The sequence below is a fragment of the Streptomyces herbicida genome (assembly GCF_032656585.1).
GTDB classification, from domain to species: Bacteria; Actinomycetota; Actinomycetes; order Streptomycetales; family Streptomycetaceae; genus Streptomyces; species Streptomyces herbicida.
The window spans coordinates 177,220-194,797 of record NZ_JAUYWJ010000016.1; the positions used below are offsets into that span (position 1 = coordinate 177,220).

Sequence of the window (17,578 nt, forward strand, 5' to 3'; positions counted from 1 at the left end):
CGGCGTCCCACGCGGGACGGTGACCGTTGTCGGTCACATGCTCCCCGGCGACACCCGTTCCGACTCCCGACGCGCCTCGCCGTCAGCCGTTCCCCGGAACGATCAGGCCCGACTCGTACGCCACGACGACGAGTTGCGCCCTGTCCCTCGCGCCCAGCTTGCCCATGATGCGGCTGACGTGGGTCTTGGCCGTCAGGGGGCTCAGGCCCAGGGCCTCGGCGATCTCGGTGTTGTTGAGGCCCCGAGCCACCAGGGCCAGGACCTCGCGCTCCCGGTCGGAGAGGCATTCCGGTCCGGCCGTGGACGGCGCCGACGGGCTGCGCAGGAAGCGTTCGATCAGCCGGGCCGTGGGGCCCGGGGAGAGCAGGGCCTCACCCGCGGCCACCGTGCGGATGGCGTCGAGGAGTTCGGCCGGACGGGTGTCCTTCACCAGGAAGCCGGAGGCGCCGGCGCGCAGCGCCTCCACGATGTTCTCGTCGGTGTCGTAGGTGGTCAGGACGAGGACCCGCACCCCCGCCAGGTCCTCGGCCTCGGCGATGAGCCGGGTGGCCTCGATGCCGTCGAGGTCGGGCATGCGGATGTCCATGACGACGAGGTCGGCACGCTCCTGGCGGGCCAGCTCCACGGCCTCCCGGCCGGTGCCGGCCTGCCCGACGACCTCCATGTCCTGCGCGGATTCGACGAGCATGGCGAAGGCGGCCCGGACGAGGGTCTGGTCGTCGGCGAGCAGAACGCGGATGGGACTCATCCGGCTCCCTCCAGGGGCAGTTCCGCGGTCACCTCGAAGCCCTCCCCCTCCGCCCGGGGCCCGGCCTCCAGCGTCCCGCCCACGCTGCGCGCCCGTTCCCGCATCCCGGCCAGGCCGAAGCCGGGGATGCCGTCCGCCGCGCCCGTGCCGTCGTCGGTCACCCGGACCCGCAGGGCGCGGTCCAGCTCGTCCACGCTCACCCGTACGGACAGGTCGTCCCGCCCGCCGTGCCGCACCGCGTTGGTGAGCGCCTCCTGCACGATGCGGTAGGCGGCCGCGCCGACGGCGGGCGGCACCTCGTCGACCCGCACCGTCAGCTCCACCTGCGCCCCCGCGGCCCGCGCGGTCACCGCGAGGTCGGGCAGCCCGTGCAGGCCGGGCAGCGGGCCGCGGGTGTCCGGCGAGCCGTGGTCGCCGTCGCGCAGGACCTCCAGGGTCGTACGGATCTCACCGCGGGCCGTGCGGCAGGTCTCGGCGATGTCGTCGAGGGCCTTGGCGACGGCCTCGCGGTCCAGCCGCGTCGGGTCGGCGGCGAGGACATGCGCGGCGACCGAGGTCTGGACGCCGATCAGGGTGATGCTGTGGGCGAGGAGGTCGTGCAGGTCGCGGGCGATGCGCAGGCGCTCCTCGGCCACCCGGCGGCGGGCCTCCTCCTCACGGGTGCGCTCGGCGCGCTCGGCCCGCTCCAGGGCGGCGGACACGTTCTCCCGGTGGACACGGATGTAGCTGCCGATGACGAGCATCGCGATCACCCACCCGGTGATGCGCATGCTCTCGGCGACCCCGGCGATACCGTCGTTGATCTTCAGGATCACCATGAGCCCGATGACGCCGGCCCCGATCAGCAGGGTGCGCCGGAGGTTCCGGGTCTCGGCCACGGTGTAGAGCGCGGCCATCGAGGCGGCGGTGGGCGCGGAGTGGTTGAAGTCGAGTTCGTGGTACGTCACGATCAGCCCGATCGCGACACACAGCACCGCCATCGGCGCCCGCCGCCGCCACACCAGCGGCACATGGGCCGAGAGCAGCAGGGTCCAGCCGAGCGCGTCCGGGTCCCGCCCGCTGCCGAGGCCGGCGGCGGCGAGGACGGACGCGACGACGGCCAGGCCGGCCGCGAGGCTCGCGTCCTGCCGCAGGACGTCGCGGGGCGCGAGCCCGAGGGCGGCGCGGATCCGCCGACCGGGACCCGGCCGGGCGTCGATGAGGGTTGCCTGCACGAGGTTCATCTTCCGGTAGGCGGGCGCCCCCGCCGCGGGCAGGGGCGCCCGGTGCTTCGGCTCACCGGCTCGGTGCTTCAGCTCACCAGCTCCGGCGCGGGTCGCGGCCGTACCGGGTCCGGTGTCCGCGACAGCCGCCCCGGCCACCACACCCGCCGCCCCAGCGCCACGCTCGCGCTGGTCACCAGGTAGGTCCGGACGAGGAAGGTGTCCAGCAGCACGCCGACCGAGATGACGAAGCCGAGCTCGACGAGCGGGACCAGGCCCATGTTGGTGAGCACCGCGAAGGTGGCCGCGAGGACGAGCCCCGCGGAGGCGATCACCCCGCCGGTGGTGCGCAGCGCGGTCAGCGCGGCAGCGTCAGGTTCGGCGCCGTTCAGCGACTCCTCCCGCATGCGGTGCATGAGGAAGATGCCGTAGTCGACGCCGAGGGCGACCAGGAACACGAAGGACAGCAGTCCGAGGCCGGGGTCCGTGCCGTGGAGGCCGAGCAGCGGCTCGAAGACCAGCCCGCCGATGCCGAGCGCCGCACCCCACACCGCGACCACGGCGGTCACCAGGATCAGCGGCGCGACCAGGGAGCGCAGCAGGGCGACGAGGATCAGCAGGACGGAGAGGAGGACGACCGGCACGACGACCAGCCGGTCGCGGGCGTTGGTGTCCTCCAGGTCGATCTGCTGGGCGCTGGGTCCGCCGACGTAGGAGCCCTTGAGGGCGTGCCGGAGCTCCTTGATGGTGGCGGTCTCGGCCGCCGACTGGGGCGGCGCGGCGGCAATCACGGAGATCTCGGTCCAGCCCCCGCCGGTGCGGCCCCGCTGTGCGCCCGCGACTCCGTGCGTGTCGCGGACCGCTGCCAGGGTGGCGCCGGTCCGGTCCGCCGGGGTGATGACGTCGATGGGCTGGCCGGACCGCTCGGGGTAGGCCTTGGCGAGGGTCTCCATGGCGACGACGGAGTCGGGCTTGTCGACGAAGGTGTCCTGCTGTTTGACCGTGCCGGGCAGGTTCAGGGCGCCCAGCGCGAGCGCGCCGAGCAGGACGGCTCCCGCGGCCAGGACGGTGCGCGGGCGGCGCCCGGCGGAGCTGCCCATCGCGGCGAACAGCGACCGGCGGGCCTTGGGCGTGCTGCCGTAGGCGGGCACCAGCGGCCAGAACACCCGGCGGCCCAGCAGGACGAGGACGGCGGGCAGGAGGGTCAGCATGGCGGCCAGGGCGCACAGCACCCCGACGGTGCCGAGCGGGCCCATACCGCGGCTGGAGTTGAGGTCGGCGGCGAGCAGGCACAGCAGTCCGGCGGCCACCGTGCCGGAGGAGGCGAGCACGGCGGGCCCGCAGCCCCGCAGCGCGGCCCGCATCGCGTCGTACGCCCGCTCGTGGCGCCGCAGCTCCTCCCGGTACCGGGAGACGAGCAGCAGGGCGTAGTCGGTGCCGGCGCCGAAGACGAGGATGGTCATCACGCCGGAGCTCTGGCCCGAGACGGTGGTGCCGAAGGCCTGGTTGAGGCCGTAGGCCACCCCCATGGACAGGAAGTCGGCGGTGCCGGCGACGACCAGCGGGACCAGCCACAGCAGCGGGCTGCGGTAGATGAGGATCAGCAGGACGGCGACGACGGCGACCGTGGTGTAGAGCAGCGGGCCGCCGAGCGACTGGTAGACCTCGCCCGCGTCCGTGGCCGTCGCGCTCGGGCCGCCGACGTCGACCGTCAGTCCGTCCCGGTCGTGGGCGACCCGGCGGACGTCCTCGACGAGGGCGTCGCGCTTCTTCTCGTCGGTGCCGGGCTCGTTGCTGTTCACCGGGTACATGAGGGTGGTGCCGTCCTTGGACGGGATCCCCCGCGGGGTGCCGGTCAGCGTGTGCTGCCGGGCGATCGTGACGATCTGCTGCCCCGCCGTGGCCTTGTCGGCGGCGGTGAGGCCGCCGTCGCGGTGGTAGACGAGGACCAGTTCGGTGGTCTCGCCGCCCGGCAGGCGGTCCTGGATCTTCGCGACCTGGGTGGAGTCGGCGCTCGCCGGCAGATAGTCGGTGACCCGGTTGCGCTGTACGCCGGCGAGTTCCGAGGCGAACGGCGAGGCGACGGCCAGGACGCCGATCCACAGCGCGAGCAGCAGCCACGGGATGGCGCGTCGTCGTGTGCTTGTCGTTTCTGCGGCCCCCATGGTGACGGGCTCTCCCTCCGGCGCGGATGTCTGGGTGTGCTGTCCAGACTTCCGGCGCCGGGGGCGGGATTCGTCGCGCGGGAGGGCGAGTTCGGGGCTACTGCCACGGGTGACCGGGGGGCCCGATTACTCCCCGGGGAGTATCAGGAGGGCGTACGCGCCGCCGCGAGGAGCCGGGTGACGTCGTCCGCGCAGATGGTGAGGGCACCGCCGATGGTGGTGAGGACGTCGCGCTCGGCGGGCGTGTAGGGCCCGTCGGCGAGGGCGATGCGGGCGGCCTGGAGGAGGACCGACTCACGGCCGGCGGGGGCGAGGTGCGGGGCCAGCGGGTCGAGGGACTCGTGCAGCTCTATGGCCAGGCCGGCACCGCACGGCTGGTCGTAGAGCCGCCCGGTGTCGGCGGCGAGGGCCTCGACGAGCGCGCTGAGCTGTTCCTCGGTGCAGTCCTCGAAGCCGGCGGCGCGGACCGCTCCGGCGGCGGCGTCCAGGGACGTACGGGCGCAGGTACCGCCCGCGGCCAGGACGGCCAGGGCGACGGTGTGCACGGCGTCGCGGAGCATCGCGGAGAAGCGGGAGGTGGTCGGATGGTCGAGGACGTCGGTGCCGAAGTGGCGGCGGCAGGCCGCGCACTCGACGACCGGTCCGGTCGCCCCGCGCGGCAGCACCGGCACGCCGAGGAAGGTGAAGCGGCGCCGGCCGGTGAGCCGCTGATAGTTGCGGTCCCCTCCGCACCCGGGGCAGAAGAAATCGCCGTCTCCCACGGGTGTCCACGCGGTGCGGGTCCCCAGAATGCGCACAGGCCTGGTGGCACGGTCGTCTCGTCCCCGTACTGGCAGCACGTCGCACCTCCGTAACGCCGCGGCAACATCGCCGCGCTGGCGTGATGTTAGCCACATTGTCGAGGTGGAGTCAGTACCCCGTACGAGACCTGTCCGTGACCTCCACGTTCCCATGGCTGAGAAACGATGCTGCCCCGACCGCCACACGCAGCGGTCGGGGCAGCGAAATGCCCGGTCAGACGGGGTCAGCGGGCCGCGCGGTTGACGGCGGACACGACTGCCTTGAGCGACGCACGCGTCGTGTTCGCGTCGATGCCGATGCCCCACAGAACCTTGTCGTCGATCGCGCACTCGATGTACGAGGCGGCCTGCGCGGAGGCGCCCTCGCTCATCGTGTGCTCCTGGTAGTCCAGCAGTCGTACGTCGATGCCGATGGACTGCAGGGCGTCGAAGAAGGCCGAGATCGGACCGTTGCCGGTACCGGTCAGGACGGTGTCCACGCCGTCGACCGTCGCCTCGACGGTGAGGGTGTCCACGCCGTCGGTGTCCGTCGTCGACTGGCCGGTGCGGACCTGGATGCGGCCCCAGGCGTTGTCCGGGTTCGGCAGGTACTCGTCCTGGAAGACCGACCAGATGTCGGCGGCCGTGACCTCGCCGCCCTCGGCGTCCGTCTTGGCCTGGATGAGCTTCGAGAACTCGATCTGCATCCGGCGCGGCAGGTCCAGCTTGTGGTCGTTCTTCAGGACGTACGCGATACCGCCCTTGCCGGACTGCGAGTTGACCCGGATGACGGCCTCGTAGGAGCGGCCGACGTCCTTCGGGTCGATCGGCAGGTACGGGACCGCCCACTCGATGTCGTCGACGGTGACGCCCTTGGCCGCGGCGTCGGCCTCCATGGCGTCGAAGCCCTTCTTGATGGCGTCCTGGTGGGAGCCGGAGAAGGACGTGTAGACCAGGTCGCCCACGTACGGGTGGCGCGGGTGGACCTCCATCTGGTTGCAGTACTCCCACGTACGACGGATCTCGTCGATGTCGGAGAAGTCGATCTGCGGGTCGACGCCCTGCGAGAACAGGTTCATGCCCAGGGTGACCAGGTCGACGTTGCCGGTGCGCTCGCCCTGGCCGAACAGACAGCCCTCGACGCGGTCGGCGCCGGCCATCAGGGCCAGCTCGGCGGCGGCGACGGCCGTACCGCGGTCGTTGTGCGGGTGGACGGACAGGCAGACGTGCTCGCGGCGGGACAGGTTGCGGCCCATCCACTCGAAGCGGTCGGCGTGGGTGGAGGGCGTGGAGCGCTCGACGGTGGCGGGCAGGTTCAGGATGATCTCGCGGCCCGGGCCGGGCTGCCAGACGTCCATGACCGCTTCGCAGACCTCCAGGGCGAAGTCCAGCTCGGTGTCGGTGAAGATCTCGGGGCTGTACTGGTAGCCGAACTCCGTCTCGGGGCCCAGCAGCTTCTCGGCGTACTCCATCACCAGGCGGGTGCCGTCGACGGCGATCTGCTTGATCTCGTCCTTGGAGCCGCGGAAGACGACCCGGCGGAAGACCGGGGCGGTGGCGTTGTAGAGGTGGACGGTGGCGCGCTTGGCGCCCTTCAGGGACTCCACCGTCCGCTCGATCAGGTCCTCGCGGGCCTGGGTCAGTACGGAGATCGTGACGTCGTCCGGGATCGCGCCCTCTTCCTCGATGATCGAGCGCACGAAGTCGAAGTCGGTCTGGCCGGAGGCCGGGAAGCCGACCTCGATCTCCTTGTAGCCCATCTTGACCAGCTGGTCGAACATCCGGCGCTTGCGCTCGGGCGACATGGGGTCGATCAGGGCCTGGTTGCCGTCACGCAGGTCGGTGGAGAGCCAGCGGGGGGCGGCGGTGATCCGCGTCTCGGGCCAGGTACGGTCCGGAATTGCGACCTGCTCGTACCGGCCGTACTTGTGGATCGGCATGGAACTGGGCTGCTGGCGGTTCGCCATGATTGCGTGGGCTCCTCGAGAAGTCCGGTGTGTCCGGTGTCCGGAAGGACGGCCGACGACGCAACACCAAGCTCCGCGGGGAGGGAGTCGGCCTTTGACTACAGGCCCTCGCCGCGGCAGCTAAGGAGAAGCAGCCCGAAACGCATGATGCTCCGCAGCCTAGCCGAGCCGCGCCGGGTGCGCGGGCCTGTTTCAGTATGCGGGACTCGGGGTGCAAATAGGACAAAACGTGCTCCATACCACTTCACTACGGAACCTGGGGGGTCTTGTCACCACATTTCACCAATCATGGTTGCGGGTAGTGACAGAGGCATAACTGAGTGCAAGGGTGCCGGGCATGACCACCAACGGGGGCTTCGAGCCCGTTTTCTGCACGATCGTGCCACCGCACGTCCTCGACAAGCTCGCCCAGACCGAGGACCCCGCGATCGCCCGTCCCGCCCGCCGCACCCTGGAGCGCGACGCCTTCGAGCGCACCCGCCGGCGGCTGACCACCGTCATCGGCGCACCGTCCGTCGCCCTGCCGGCCGCGGCCGAGGCCGGCAAGCCGCACCGCACCATCTGCGACCTCCACCACGGCACGGACCTGCCCGGCAAGAAGGTCCGCGCGGAGGGCGCCGACCCGGTCAAGGACGCCACCGTCAACCGCGCCTACGACGGCCTCGGTGCCACCTTCGAGCTGTATCTGAAGGCCTTCGAGCGCGACTCGATCGACGCCAACGGACTGCCGCTGGACGCCACCGTCCACTACGACAAGGACTACAACAACGCCTTCTGGAACGGCGAGCAGATGGTGTTCGGCGACGGGGACGGGGAGATCTTCCTCGACTTCACCATCCCGATCGACGTCATCGGCCACGAGCTCACCCACGGCGTCACCCAGTACACGGCCAACCTCACCTACTTCGGCCAGCCCGGCGCCCTCAACGAGTCGGTCTCCGACGTCTTCGGCTCGCTGATCAAGCAGTACTCGCTGGGCCAGACCGCCGCGGAGGCCGACTGGCTGATCGGCGCGGGTCTGCTCGCCCCGCGTGTCACCGGCACCGCACTGCGCTCGATGAAGGCCCCGGGCACGGCGTACGACGACGACGTCCTCGGCAAGGACCCGCAGCCCGCGACGATGGACGACTTCGTCCGCACCGGCCGGGACAACGGCGGCGTCCACATCAATTCGGGCATCCCCAACCACGCCTTCTACCTGCTCGCCACCGCCCTCGGCGGCAACGCCTGGGAGCGGGCCGGACAGATCTGGTACGACGTACTGACGAGCGGCCGCCTGAAGAAGGACGCCCTGTTCGCGGACTTCGCCACACTGACCGTCTCGGCGGCGCGGGCTCGCTACGGCACGGGCGAGGAACTGGACGCCGTCACCAAGGCCTGGGAGCAGGTCGGGGTGCGCACTCTCTAGATCCGTACTAGACAGAGACCCATGCGTATTCAGGTGAGTCGCACGGGCGGATTCGCGGGCATCGAGCGGCATGCCGAGGTGGACACCTCGGGACGGCCCGACGCACCCGAGTGGGAGGCCCTGGCCGGGCAGGCACTCGCCGCCGGCCAGGGCACACCGCCGCTCGGGGTGCCGGACGGCTTCAGCTACGCGATCACGGTCGACGGCAAGACCGTGTACGCGGCGGATCCCCGCCTGACGCAGGAACAGCGCAAGCTGATCACGTGGGTGCTGAAGGAAGGGGCGTGAACCGCCGGGGTCTTTGACTGCGGGTTCACGCCGGGGCGTTGACTTCCGTTACCGGCGGTAAGGATGATCGCGCCCATGGCGACGAACCCGATACCTCAGTTCCCGGCCGGTTTCCTGTGGGGCGTGTCGACCTCGGCCCATCAGATCGAGGGGGCGGTGGACGAGCGCGAGCGGTCCGTGTGGGACGCGTTCACGGCAGAGCCGGGACGGGTGAAGGACGGCTCGACGGCGACGGTGGCCTGCGACCACTGCCACCGCTACCGCGAGGACGTGGCGCTCCTGGCCGGCCTGGGCGTGGACGCGTACCGCTTCTCCATCTCCTGGCCGCGGGTGAACTCCCCGAACGGCCTCGACTTCTACGACCGCCTGGTGGACGAGCTGTGCGCGGCGGGCGTACGCCCCGTCCCGACCCTCTTCCACTGGGACCTGCCGGTTCAGTACGACTGGCTGGACCGGGACACGGCGGCACGCTTCGCCGAGTACGTCTCGGTGGTCGCCGCCCGGCTCGGCGACCGCGTCACCAAGTGGATCACCCTCAACGAACCCGCGGAACACACCCTGCTGGGCCACGCCATCGGCGCCCACGCCCCCGGCAAGCAGCTGCTCTTCGACGCGCTCCCGGTGGCCCATCACCAGCTCCTGGCCCACGGCCTCGCGGTACGGGCGCTGCGCGCGGCCGGGGCGGCGGACATCGGCATCGCCAACTCGCACGGACCGGCATGGCCCGCCTCGCAGGAGCCGGCCGACCTGGAGGCGGCCGGCTTCTACGACCTGCTGCTCAACCGTCTGTTCGCCGAGCCGCTCATCCTCGGTGAATACCCGGACGGAATGGGCGAGTTGATGCCCGGCGACGTTCAGTCGGACCTGAAGGCGATCGCCGAGCCGGTCGACTGGTACGGCATCAACTACTACGCCCCGACGAAGGTGGGCGCCCCGCAGGGCACCGACACCGAGTTCGGCGGTCTGACGATCCCCTCCGAACTCCCCTTCTCCGTCCGGGAGATCGAGGGCCGCCCGGTGACCGACTTCGGCTGGCCCGTCGTCCCCGAGGGCCTCACGGAGCTGCTCACCGGCTTCCGCGACCGCTACGGCGACCGGCTGCCGCCCGTCGTCATCACCGAGAACGGCTGCTCGTACGAGGGCATCGACGACCAGGACCGGATCGCCTACCTGGACGGCCATGTGCGGGCGCTGCACCGGGCGGTGGAGGCCGGGGTGGACGTGCGCGGCTACTTCGTCTGGTCGCTGCTCGACAACTTCGAGTGGGCGGAGGGGTACGCGCGCCGCTTCGGCCTCGTCCACGTCGACTACGAGACACAGCGACGGACCCCGAAGGCCTCGTACCGCTGGTTCCAGGAGGTGCTGCGGGCGCAGAGACAGGGGGCGGGGGGATGACGACGACCCGTCCGCCGGCCGCCCTCGCCGAGCCGGTCGAGCGGGTCGGCCGGGGCTGGACGGCGGCGCTCTCGCTGGCCAACGCGGCGATATGGGTGGGCTGGTTCGGCCCGCTGCAGATCCTGCTCGCCTCCCAGGCCAAGGACTTCGCGCCCGGCTCCGGCATGTCCAAGGAGACGATGCTGGCGTGGGTCACGGGCGTGGGCGCGGTCGTGTCCCTGGTCGCCAACCCGGTCTTCGGCGCGCTGTCCGACCGGACGACGTCGCGCCGGGGCCGCCGCACGCCGTGGATCGTGGCCGGGACGGTGGGCGGTGCGCTGTCGCTGCTGCTGCTCGCGGGCGCGGGCGGGGTGTGGACGATGGCGCTGGGCTGGTGCCTGGTCCAGCTGACGCTCAACGCGGCCTTCGCGGCGGTCACGGCGGCGGTGCCGGACCGGGTGCCCCGGCTGCAACGGGGTGCGGTGGGCGGCTGGTTGGGGGCGGCGCAGATCCTCGGCGTGGTCGGCGGGACGGGCCTGGCGACGGCGGCGGGCGGGATCGGCGCCGGGTATGCGGCGTGCGCGGTGTTCACGGCGGTGGGCGTGCTGCCGTACGTCCTGCGCTACGAGGATCTGCGGCTGGCGGACGAGGACCGGCCGCCCTGGGACCGGCGGGGCTTCCTCGCGGGCTTCTGGCTGAGTCCGCGCCGCCACCCCGACCTCGGCTGGGCCTGGCTGACCCGCTTCCTGATCAACCTGAGCAACTCCCTGGTCCTGCTCTACCTCCTGTACTACGTGCGCGACCGCCTCCTCCCCCAAGATCTCGACTCCGCTCGAGCAGGGGGGACCCCCATCCACGACCCCGCCGAGGGCGTGCTGATCCTGACGGCGGTGAACGGCCTGACCCTGCTGGGCACGGTCGTGGTCGGCGGGGTCTGGTCGGACCGGGTGGGCCGGCGCAAGCCGTTCGTGCTCTGGTCGGGCGCACTGATGGCGGTGGCGACGGGGCTGCTGTCGGGGTGGCAGACCTGGCCGGGCGCGATCGTGGCGGCGGCTGTCCTGGGCATCGGCTTCGGCGTGTTCACCTCGGTCGACTTCGCGCTGATGACGGACGTCCTGCCGAAGGCGCTGGACCGGGGCAAGGACCTGGGGGTCATCAATGTGGCCAACGCCCTCCCCCAGGTCGCGGCCCCCGCCCTCGCCGCGCCGATCGTGACGTACCTGGGCGGCTACCGGGTGCTGTACCTGGTGGCGGCGGTGATCGGGCTGGTGGGGGCGGGGCTGGTGGGCCGGATACGGGGGGTGGACTAGCCGCGGGTCACGTCACCTGGAACCCCAGGCGTCTAGAACCCCAGGCGTCGCAGCTGCTTCGGGTCCCGCTGCCAGTCCTTGGCCACCTTGACGTGGAGGTCCAGGAAGACGGGTGTGCCGAGCAGGGCCTCGATGTGCTTGCGGGACTTCATGCCGACCTCCTTCAGGCGCTTGCCCTTCGGGCCGATGATGATGCCCTTCTGGCTGGGGCGCTCGATGTAGAGGTTGGCGTGGATGTCGAGGAGGGGGCGGTCCGCGGGGCGGTCCTCGCGCGGGAGCATCTCCTCCACGACCACCGCGATGGAGTGCGGCAGCTCGTCACGGACGCCCTCCAGGGCGGCCTCGCGGATCAGTTCCGCGATCATGACCTGCTCGGGCTCGTCCGTGAGGTCGCCCTCGGGGTAGAGCGCCGGGCCCTCCGGAAGCAGCGGGACGAGCAGGTCGGCCAGCAGGCCCACCTGCTTGTCGCCGACCGCCGACACCGGGACGATCTCCGCCCACTCGAAGCCCAGCTCCTTGCCGAGCTGGTCGATCGCGATCAGCTGCTCGGCGAGGGCCTTGGAGTCCACCAGGTCGGTCTTGGTGACGACGGCGACCTTCGGGGTCTTCCGGATCCCGGCCAGCTCCTTGGCGATGAAGCGGTCACCGGGGCCGATCTTCTCGTTCGCCGGAAGGCAGAAGCCGATCACGTCGACCTCGGCCCAAGTGGTGCGGACCACGTCGTTGAGGCGCTCTCCGAGCAGTGTGCGCGGCTTGTGCAGACCGGGGGTGTCCACCAGGATCAGCTGGGCGTCGGGCCGGTGCACGATGCCGCGCACCGTGTGCCGCGTCGTCTGCGGCTGGTTCGCGGTGATCGCCACCTTCTTCCCGACCAGAGCGTTCGTGAGGGTGGACTTGCCCGCGTTGGGGCGGCCCACGAAGCAGGCGAAGCCGGCGCGGTGGACGGCCTCGGCCGACTGCTCGGATGACTGGGTGCGAACGCTCATGCCGCCCATTCTCCCTGATCCACAACGCCGGGCCGCACCGTGAGGTTCCGGAAACCCCCCGGCAACGAAACGTCACCGAAACACACCCGTACGCAACCGGAAACGCGTACCCGGGAATCTCTGACGAGCCCCCGCACCGTTGGAGACGACCGTGACCCTCGCCGCAGCGAACGCAGACACGGGTGACACCGCCTGGCTGCTCGCCGCCACCGCCCTGGTACTGCTGATGACCCCGGGCCTGGCCCTCTTCTACGGCGGCATGGTCCGCACGAAGAGCGTGCTCAACATGCTGATGATGAGCTTCGTGTCGATCGCCCTGGTCACGGTGGTGTGGCTGGCGGCCGGCTACTCCCTCGCCTTCGGCGACGACGTCGGCGGCGGCCTCATCGGCGGGCTCGATCACGCGGGTATGAGCGGTCTCGGCCCGGACAGCGTCCAGGGCACGGTCCCCACCCTTCTCTTCGCCACCTTCCAGCTCACCTTCGCGATCGTCACGGCGGCGCTGATCAGCGGTGCGATCGCCGACCGGGCGAACTTCGGCGCGTGGTTGATCTTCGTACCCGTCTGGGCGCTGCTCGTATACGTTCCCGTCACCCACTGGGTCTGGGGCCCCGGCGGCTGGATCCTGCACCGCCTCGGCGCCCTCGATTTCGCGGGCGGCCTGCCCGTCGAAATCGCCTCCGGCGCCTCCGGCCTCGCGCTGTGCCTGGTGCTCGGCCCGCGCCTGGGGTTCAAGAAGGACGCCATGCGGCCGCACAACCTGCCCATGGTCGTCCTCGGGGCCGGTCTGCTCTGGTTCGGCTGGTTCGGCTTCAACGCGGGATCGGCCCTGGGGGCCAACGGCCTTGCGGCCGCCGTCTTCCTCAACACCCTCGCCGCGGGCTGCACCGGCCTGCTCGGCTGGCTCTTCGTCGAGCAGCGGCGCGACGGCCACCCGACCACGCTCGGCGCGGCCTCCGGTGCCGTGGCCGGTCTGGTCGCCATCACCCCGTCCTGCGGCTCGGTCTCCCTGCTCGGCGCCCTGGTCGTCGGCCTCGCCGCCGGTGCCGTCTGCTCCTACGCGGTGAGCTGGAAGTTCAGGCTGAACTACGACGACTCCCTGGACGTCGTCGGCGTCCACCTGGTCGGTGGCATCATCGGCACCCTGCTGATCGGCGTCTTCGCGGAGAAGGCGATGACCGGCGGCACGGAGGGCCTCCTCTACGGCGGCGGGCTCGCCCAGCTCGGCAGGCAACTGGTGGCGGTGGTGGCCGTGGCCGCGTACGCGTTCGGCGTGACGTACGGCATCGGCAAGGCCCTCGACAAGGTCATCGGCCTGCGCGCGAGCGAGGACCAGGAGCACACCGGCCTGGACCTTACGGTGCACGCCGAGACGGCTTACGATCACGGGGTCCTGGGCCACGGAGCCCCGGTCGCCCACTCCGTCGTCCCCACCGCCCAGAAGGTCACCCCCCAGGCATGAAGCTCATCACCGCGATCGTCAAGCCGTACCGGCTCGACGAGGTCAAGACCGCCCTTCAGGAGCTCGGCGTGCACGGCCTGACCGTGACCGAGGCGAGCGGGTACGGCCGCCAGCGCGGCCACACCGAGGTGTACCGCGGCGCCGAGTACCGCGTCGACCTGGTGCCCAAGGTCCGCATCGAGGTCGTCGTGGAGGACGCCGACGCGGAGGCCGTCATCGACGCGATCGTCAAGGCCGCGCAGACGGGGAAGATCGGGGACGGGAAGGTGTGGGCCGTGCCCGTCGAGACGGTCGTACGGGTACGGACCGGCGAGCGCGGCCCCGACGCGCTCTGACCAGCAGCGCCCCGCCGACCACCCCCGCGGCGAACGCCACCGCCACCACCAGCCACGGCAGCGCGAAGAACGACGCGCTCGCCGACTCCCGGGTGCCCGTGGCGCTCGCGGTGAGCGTGATGTCCCCCCAGTCGAGCTGGGGCGCGTCCCGCCACGGCTCGGTGAGCCGGACCCGCTGCCCCGGCAGCAGCTCGGAGGGGATCCGGCTCAGGTCGCGCGCCAGGAGCGTACGGCCGAACAGTCCCCGGGCGCGGAGCTCCACCTTCGGGTCGAGGGTGACGTTGCCGGTGTTGTGCAGGGTGTAGGAGATCGTCGCGCCGCTGTCGCCGAGGCCGGGGACGAGCGGCTGGTGGTGCGTGACGTGCATGTTCTCGACGGAGATCGCGGGCAGCGTGGGCCCGCTCACCCGCAGGTAAACCCGGGCGCCGACGGCCCGCTGCACCCCCAGCGCCAGTGCACCCGAGCCGGGATCGATCCTCCCCCAAGCTCTCGACTTCGCTCGAGCAGGGTGCACCCCCATGTCGAGCGCCACGATCGCGCCCGGATGGTCGCCCGGTTCGGCGCCCTGCGGAACGTGCAGGGTGAAGGGCACGGTGACCGTCTTGTGGCCCGGCACGGTGATCCGGGAATTCGCGGGCTTCGCCCATGCGCCGACCCCCCGCATCCGCTCCTTCACCGTCCGCACGGCGAAGCCTCCGTCACGGGCGGTGTTGTAGGCGTCGGCCGCGTAGAGCCGGAAGGTGAGCGGTTTGCCGGTCTTGTTGGCGACGGCCACCTTGTCGGTGATCGTCTGCCCGGGGTCGGCGGAGAGATAGAAGTAGGGCCGGGCGGCGAGCTGGGAGGCGACGGGGTAGACGGACCAGCTGCCGTTGTCGGCGGCGTGCGCGGGCCCGGCCGTCAGCCCGCAGAACAGGCCGATGAGGCTCAGGAGGAGGACATACGGCTTGCGCATGGGTGCGGACCCCCCACGGGCGGAGTCGGGACGGCGGTCGGGCGGGTGCGGCCCGGTGCGGTCGGGCGCCCGGCCACCGAGGGAGGGCGGATCAGCTGAGCGTGAGGGTCAGGACGCCGGAGTACGAGCCCGGAGGCGTGAACGCCGGTACGTCCAGGGAGAGTCCGGCATCCACGGTGAACTCACCACCGGTGACCGTGCCGTTGGGGGTCGACGCGAGCGTCGCTCCGGAACCGCCCACCGCGCCCGCCGAACCGGCCTTGCAGGTGCTCGGGCTGCCCGCCTTGGTCGCGCAGGCGGGGGTCCAGCTCAGCTTCCCGGCGTCGATCTTGGCGCCGGGACCGGTGAAGTCGGTGACCTTGCCGGTCAGGGACCAGCCCGCGGGCCCGCCGCGGAAGTCCTTGACGGTCACCGTCCGCAGGGCGCCCGTGGAGGCTCCGCCCTTGCCGAAGTCGACCGCCGAGAGTGCGACGGAGTCCCCGGCCTGGGACATGGACAGGGTTCCCGCCTTGACGGTGGTGGTCAGCTTCTGGCTGCCGTCGGGGACGGGCGTGGTGTCGTTCACGACGTAGGCGGCGGGACCGGCGCCCTTGTCCGGGTTCCACGAGCCGCCCTCGTACGCCACGATCCCGGTCGTCGTCTTGTCGTTGACGGTGATCGTGCCGCTGAAGGAGCCCTGGGCGGTCGCGGTCGCGGTCGCCTTGTCCGCCGTCAGGGTGTCACCGGAGCGGCCGGCCAGGGTGACCGTGGCGCCCGGCGTGAAGTTGCTGCCGCTGACGGTGACACCGGCACCGGGGTTGCCGGATGCCGAACTCAGCGAGATCGCCCGCGTGTTGGTGGGCGTTCCGGAGGTCGCCGTGACGGTCTCCGACACCGGTGCGGGCGGCGTGATGACCGTGCACGGGGTGTCCAGCTCGAGGATGTAGCTGGTGTGGATGTTGTAGTCGCCGGGCGAGAGGGTGATCGCGCCGGGCGTGGTGACGGTGAACGTCCCGGTCATGGAGAAGGACGGGAAGGTGCCCTTGCCCGGCACCGGGGTGTTCTTCTTCGGACCGGCGACCGTGACGGAACCGGTCTGCGCCCCGCCGAGGGTGACCTTGCCGGTCGGGGTCATGATGTCGGCCGGCAGGGCGATGTCGGTGGGGTTGCTGGCGGCGGGTGTGACGACCGTGTAGGTCACGGTGACCGTGTCGCCCACCTTGGGACTGGTGTTGTCCACCGAGACGCTTGCGGTGGTGGTGCCGTCGATCGGCGGGATGCCCGCGACCGCGGGCGGGATGCAGTGCGTGGCGAAGTCCACGTTCGTGCCCACGGCACCGGCCGGGCAGGCCAGCGCTCCGCCCGCGGTGACCGCGAGCGCGGTCGCCCCGAACAGTGACGCCCAGCGCCACCGTCGGGATCTTCGGACTGTCGAACCCATGGGATGCCCCCTCCTGAGGGTTGCGGGCGCAGCGGCTCGTCTGCGCCGACAGGGGGCCATTGATGTGCAGGTCCCGTGAGAAGTCAATGGAGATGCCGCAGAGAACTGACGGTTCATCAGTTTCTGCGGCATCCGGAACGGACCGCTCAGTCGAAGACGAACGGACCAGGCGACTGGTTCGCCGTCGCCGTGCAGGTGATCGTGATGCCGAAGACGGTCATCTGCAGCGAGCCGCCGTGCGCCTCCAGGCTGTCACCGGAGGCCACGGTGCCACTGAGCGGGCCGACGCTGACGGGGCTCCCGGCCGCCATGGCCGGGTTCTTCTTCCCGCTGAAGACGGTGGTGCCGCCACTCGCCTTCACCAGGGTGAGCTTGGACGTGATCGAGTCGGCCGACACGGCGAGCGGTGCGGTGACCGCGCTGGACGTGAGGGTGATGGTGGCCGAGGTGCCGCTCTGGGTGGCGGTGAGCGTGGCCGCCCCGCCGCCGAAGACACCGCAGTCCGCGGTGATGGTCGCCGACTGGGGGGTGACGGCGACCGCGGTGGGTGCGAACGCGAGGCCGGTGACCGCGAGGGCCCCGACCGTCAGTGCCGCTCCGGTTCCTAAGCGCTTGCCTCTCATGGGGAATCCGGCTCCCTTCCCGTGCGGGAATGCCATGTGGGGATGGACGGGATGCCTGTCTCAGGTGGGTGCGGACACACTGAAAGGCTCGGACCTGACGGCCCGTCGGAACTTACGTTCCCATTGATGCGCGAGAGGCAAGCGACGACAAGGATGAATTCCGGACTACTCCGGTACGGGAGTCAGCCGGCCTGGACCGTTGTCCGGACCGTGCCGTCCGGCCCGGCCACCAGCACCGGCGTCCCGGCCCCGCCGAGGTCCCGTACCGCCGCCAGATCCTCCGCCGAGGCACTGTCCGCCGACGTGACGACAGCCGCCGCCTCCAGCGACTTCGCCCCGGACGCCACCGCCATCGCCACCGCCGTCTGCAGAGCACTGAGCTTCAGCGAGTCGAGGGCAACGGTCCCCGCGACATACGTACGGCCCGTCTCGTCCCGTACGGCCGCGCCCTCGGGCACGTCATTGCGGGCCCGTGCGGATCGGGCCAGGGTGACGATCTTGCGGTCCTCGGGGTCAAGCGCGTTGCTGTCGGTCATGCTCCGAGCATACGGAGCGCAGC

16 protein-coding genes are annotated in these 17,578 nt (G+C 71.4%); 6 read left to right on the forward strand and 10 right to left on the reverse strand.

Going from position 1 to position 17,578, the window contains the following annotated elements; translation table 11 throughout:
- Positions 1–82: 82 nt before the first annotated feature.
- The 5 genes from Q8A52_RS31290 to leuA form a co-directional block, all read right to left on the reverse strand.
- Entirely contained in the window at positions 83–748 is a 666-nt protein-coding gene (locus Q8A52_RS31290) for a response regulator transcription factor (RefSeq protein WP_316757533.1), read from the reverse strand.
- On the reverse strand, positions 745–1,971 hold the full coding sequence (locus Q8A52_RS31295) for a sensor histidine kinase (protein WP_408649284.1): 1,227 nt from the start codon (positions 1,969–1,971) through the stop codon (positions 745–747). Before Q8A52_RS31295 ends, Q8A52_RS31290 begins: the two co-directional genes overlap by 4 nt.
- A 68-nt stretch (positions 1,972–2,039) precedes the next feature.
- Entirely contained in the window at positions 2,040–4,115 is a 2,076-nt protein-coding gene (locus Q8A52_RS31300; RefSeq protein WP_316757537.1) for an MMPL family transporter, read from the reverse strand.
- Between the two features lie 143 nt (positions 4,116–4,258).
- Complete coding sequence (locus Q8A52_RS31305; RefSeq protein WP_316757539.1) at positions 4,259–4,954, reverse strand: TerB family tellurite resistance protein; 696 nt, start codon at positions 4,952–4,954, stop codon at positions 4,259–4,261.
- 185 nt (positions 4,955–5,139) lie between these two features.
- Positions 5,140–6,861, reverse strand: coding sequence for a 2-isopropylmalate synthase (leuA, locus tag Q8A52_RS31310; protein WP_316757541.1), 1,722 nt, complete (start codon positions 6,859–6,861; stop codon positions 5,140–5,142).
- A 337-nt stretch (positions 6,862–7,198) separates the two neighbouring features.
- Between leuA and Q8A52_RS31315 the strand changes: the two genes are divergently transcribed.
- The 4 genes from Q8A52_RS31315 to Q8A52_RS31330 all read left to right on the forward strand — a co-directional run bounded on the left by Q8A52_RS31315 (position 7,199) and on the right by Q8A52_RS31330 (position 11,241).
- On the forward strand, positions 7,199–8,269 hold the full coding sequence (locus Q8A52_RS31315; protein WP_316757543.1) for a M4 family metallopeptidase: 1,071 nt from the start codon (positions 7,199–7,201) through the stop codon (positions 8,267–8,269).
- Between the two features lie 21 nt (positions 8,270–8,290).
- Positions 8,291–8,557: a protealysin inhibitor emfourin gene (locus tag Q8A52_RS31320; protein ID WP_316757545.1), complete on the forward strand. Its 267-nt coding sequence runs from the start codon at positions 8,291–8,293 to the stop codon at positions 8,555–8,557.
- A gap of 63 nt (positions 8,558–8,620) precedes the next feature.
- Positions 8,621–9,952, forward strand: a complete 1,332-nt coding sequence (locus Q8A52_RS31325) for a GH1 family beta-glucosidase (RefSeq protein WP_316757547.1) — start codon at positions 8,621–8,623, stop codon at positions 9,950–9,952.
- The gene (locus tag Q8A52_RS31330) at positions 9,949–11,241 is read left to right on the forward strand and encodes an MFS transporter (protein ID WP_316757549.1); all 1,293 of its coding nucleotides are present in this window, start codon (positions 9,949–9,951) and stop codon (positions 11,239–11,241) included. The genes Q8A52_RS31325 and Q8A52_RS31330 overlap by 4 nt, the downstream gene beginning before the upstream one ends.
- A gap of 32 nt (positions 11,242–11,273) precedes the next feature.
- Here the strand turns inward: Q8A52_RS31330 and era are convergent, their stop codons facing one another.
- Positions 11,274–12,227 carry a GTPase Era gene (gene era / locus Q8A52_RS31335; protein WP_316757551.1) on the reverse strand — a complete coding sequence of 318 codons (954 nt, stop codon included), beginning with the start codon at positions 12,225–12,227 and terminating at the stop codon, positions 11,274–11,276.
- A gap of 151 nt (positions 12,228–12,378) precedes the next feature.
- On the opposite strand from era, the gene Q8A52_RS31340 reads away from it, so the two are divergent.
- Both Q8A52_RS31340 and Q8A52_RS31345 read left to right on the forward strand, forming a co-directional pair.
- Complete coding sequence (locus Q8A52_RS31340) at positions 12,379–13,689, forward strand: ammonium transporter (protein WP_316757553.1); 1,311 nt, start codon at positions 12,379–12,381, stop codon at positions 13,687–13,689.
- Positions 13,686–14,024 carry a P-II family nitrogen regulator gene (locus tag Q8A52_RS31345; RefSeq protein ID WP_316757555.1) on the forward strand — a complete coding sequence of 113 codons (339 nt, stop codon included), beginning with the start codon at positions 13,686–13,688 and terminating at the stop codon, positions 14,022–14,024. The genes Q8A52_RS31340 and Q8A52_RS31345 overlap by 4 nt, the downstream gene beginning before the upstream one ends.
- On the opposite strand, the gene Q8A52_RS31350 is transcribed toward Q8A52_RS31345, so the two are convergent.
- The 4 genes from Q8A52_RS31350 to Q8A52_RS31365 all read right to left on the reverse strand — a co-directional run bounded on the left by Q8A52_RS31350 (position 13,918) and on the right by Q8A52_RS31365 (position 17,555).
- Positions 13,918–14,976, reverse strand: coding sequence for a WxL protein peptidoglycan domain-containing protein (locus Q8A52_RS31350; RefSeq protein ID WP_316757557.1), 1,059 nt, complete (start codon positions 14,974–14,976; stop codon positions 13,918–13,920). The genes Q8A52_RS31345 and Q8A52_RS31350 overlap by 107 nt on opposite strands.
- A gap of 91 nt (positions 14,977–15,067) precedes the next feature.
- Entirely contained in the window at positions 15,068–16,396 is a 1,329-nt protein-coding gene (locus tag Q8A52_RS31355) for a beta-xylosidase (RefSeq protein ID WP_316757559.1), read from the reverse strand.
- Between the two features lie 146 nt (positions 16,397–16,542).
- Positions 16,543–17,019: a hypothetical protein gene (locus tag Q8A52_RS31360; RefSeq protein ID WP_316757561.1), complete on the reverse strand. Its 477-nt coding sequence runs from the start codon at positions 17,017–17,019 to the stop codon at positions 16,543–16,545.
- 182 nt (positions 17,020–17,201) lie between these two features.
- Positions 17,202–17,555: a cytidine deaminase gene (locus tag Q8A52_RS31365; protein ID WP_316757563.1), complete on the reverse strand. Its 354-nt coding sequence runs from the start codon at positions 17,553–17,555 to the stop codon at positions 17,202–17,204.
- Positions 17,556–17,578 lie beyond the last annotated feature (23 nt).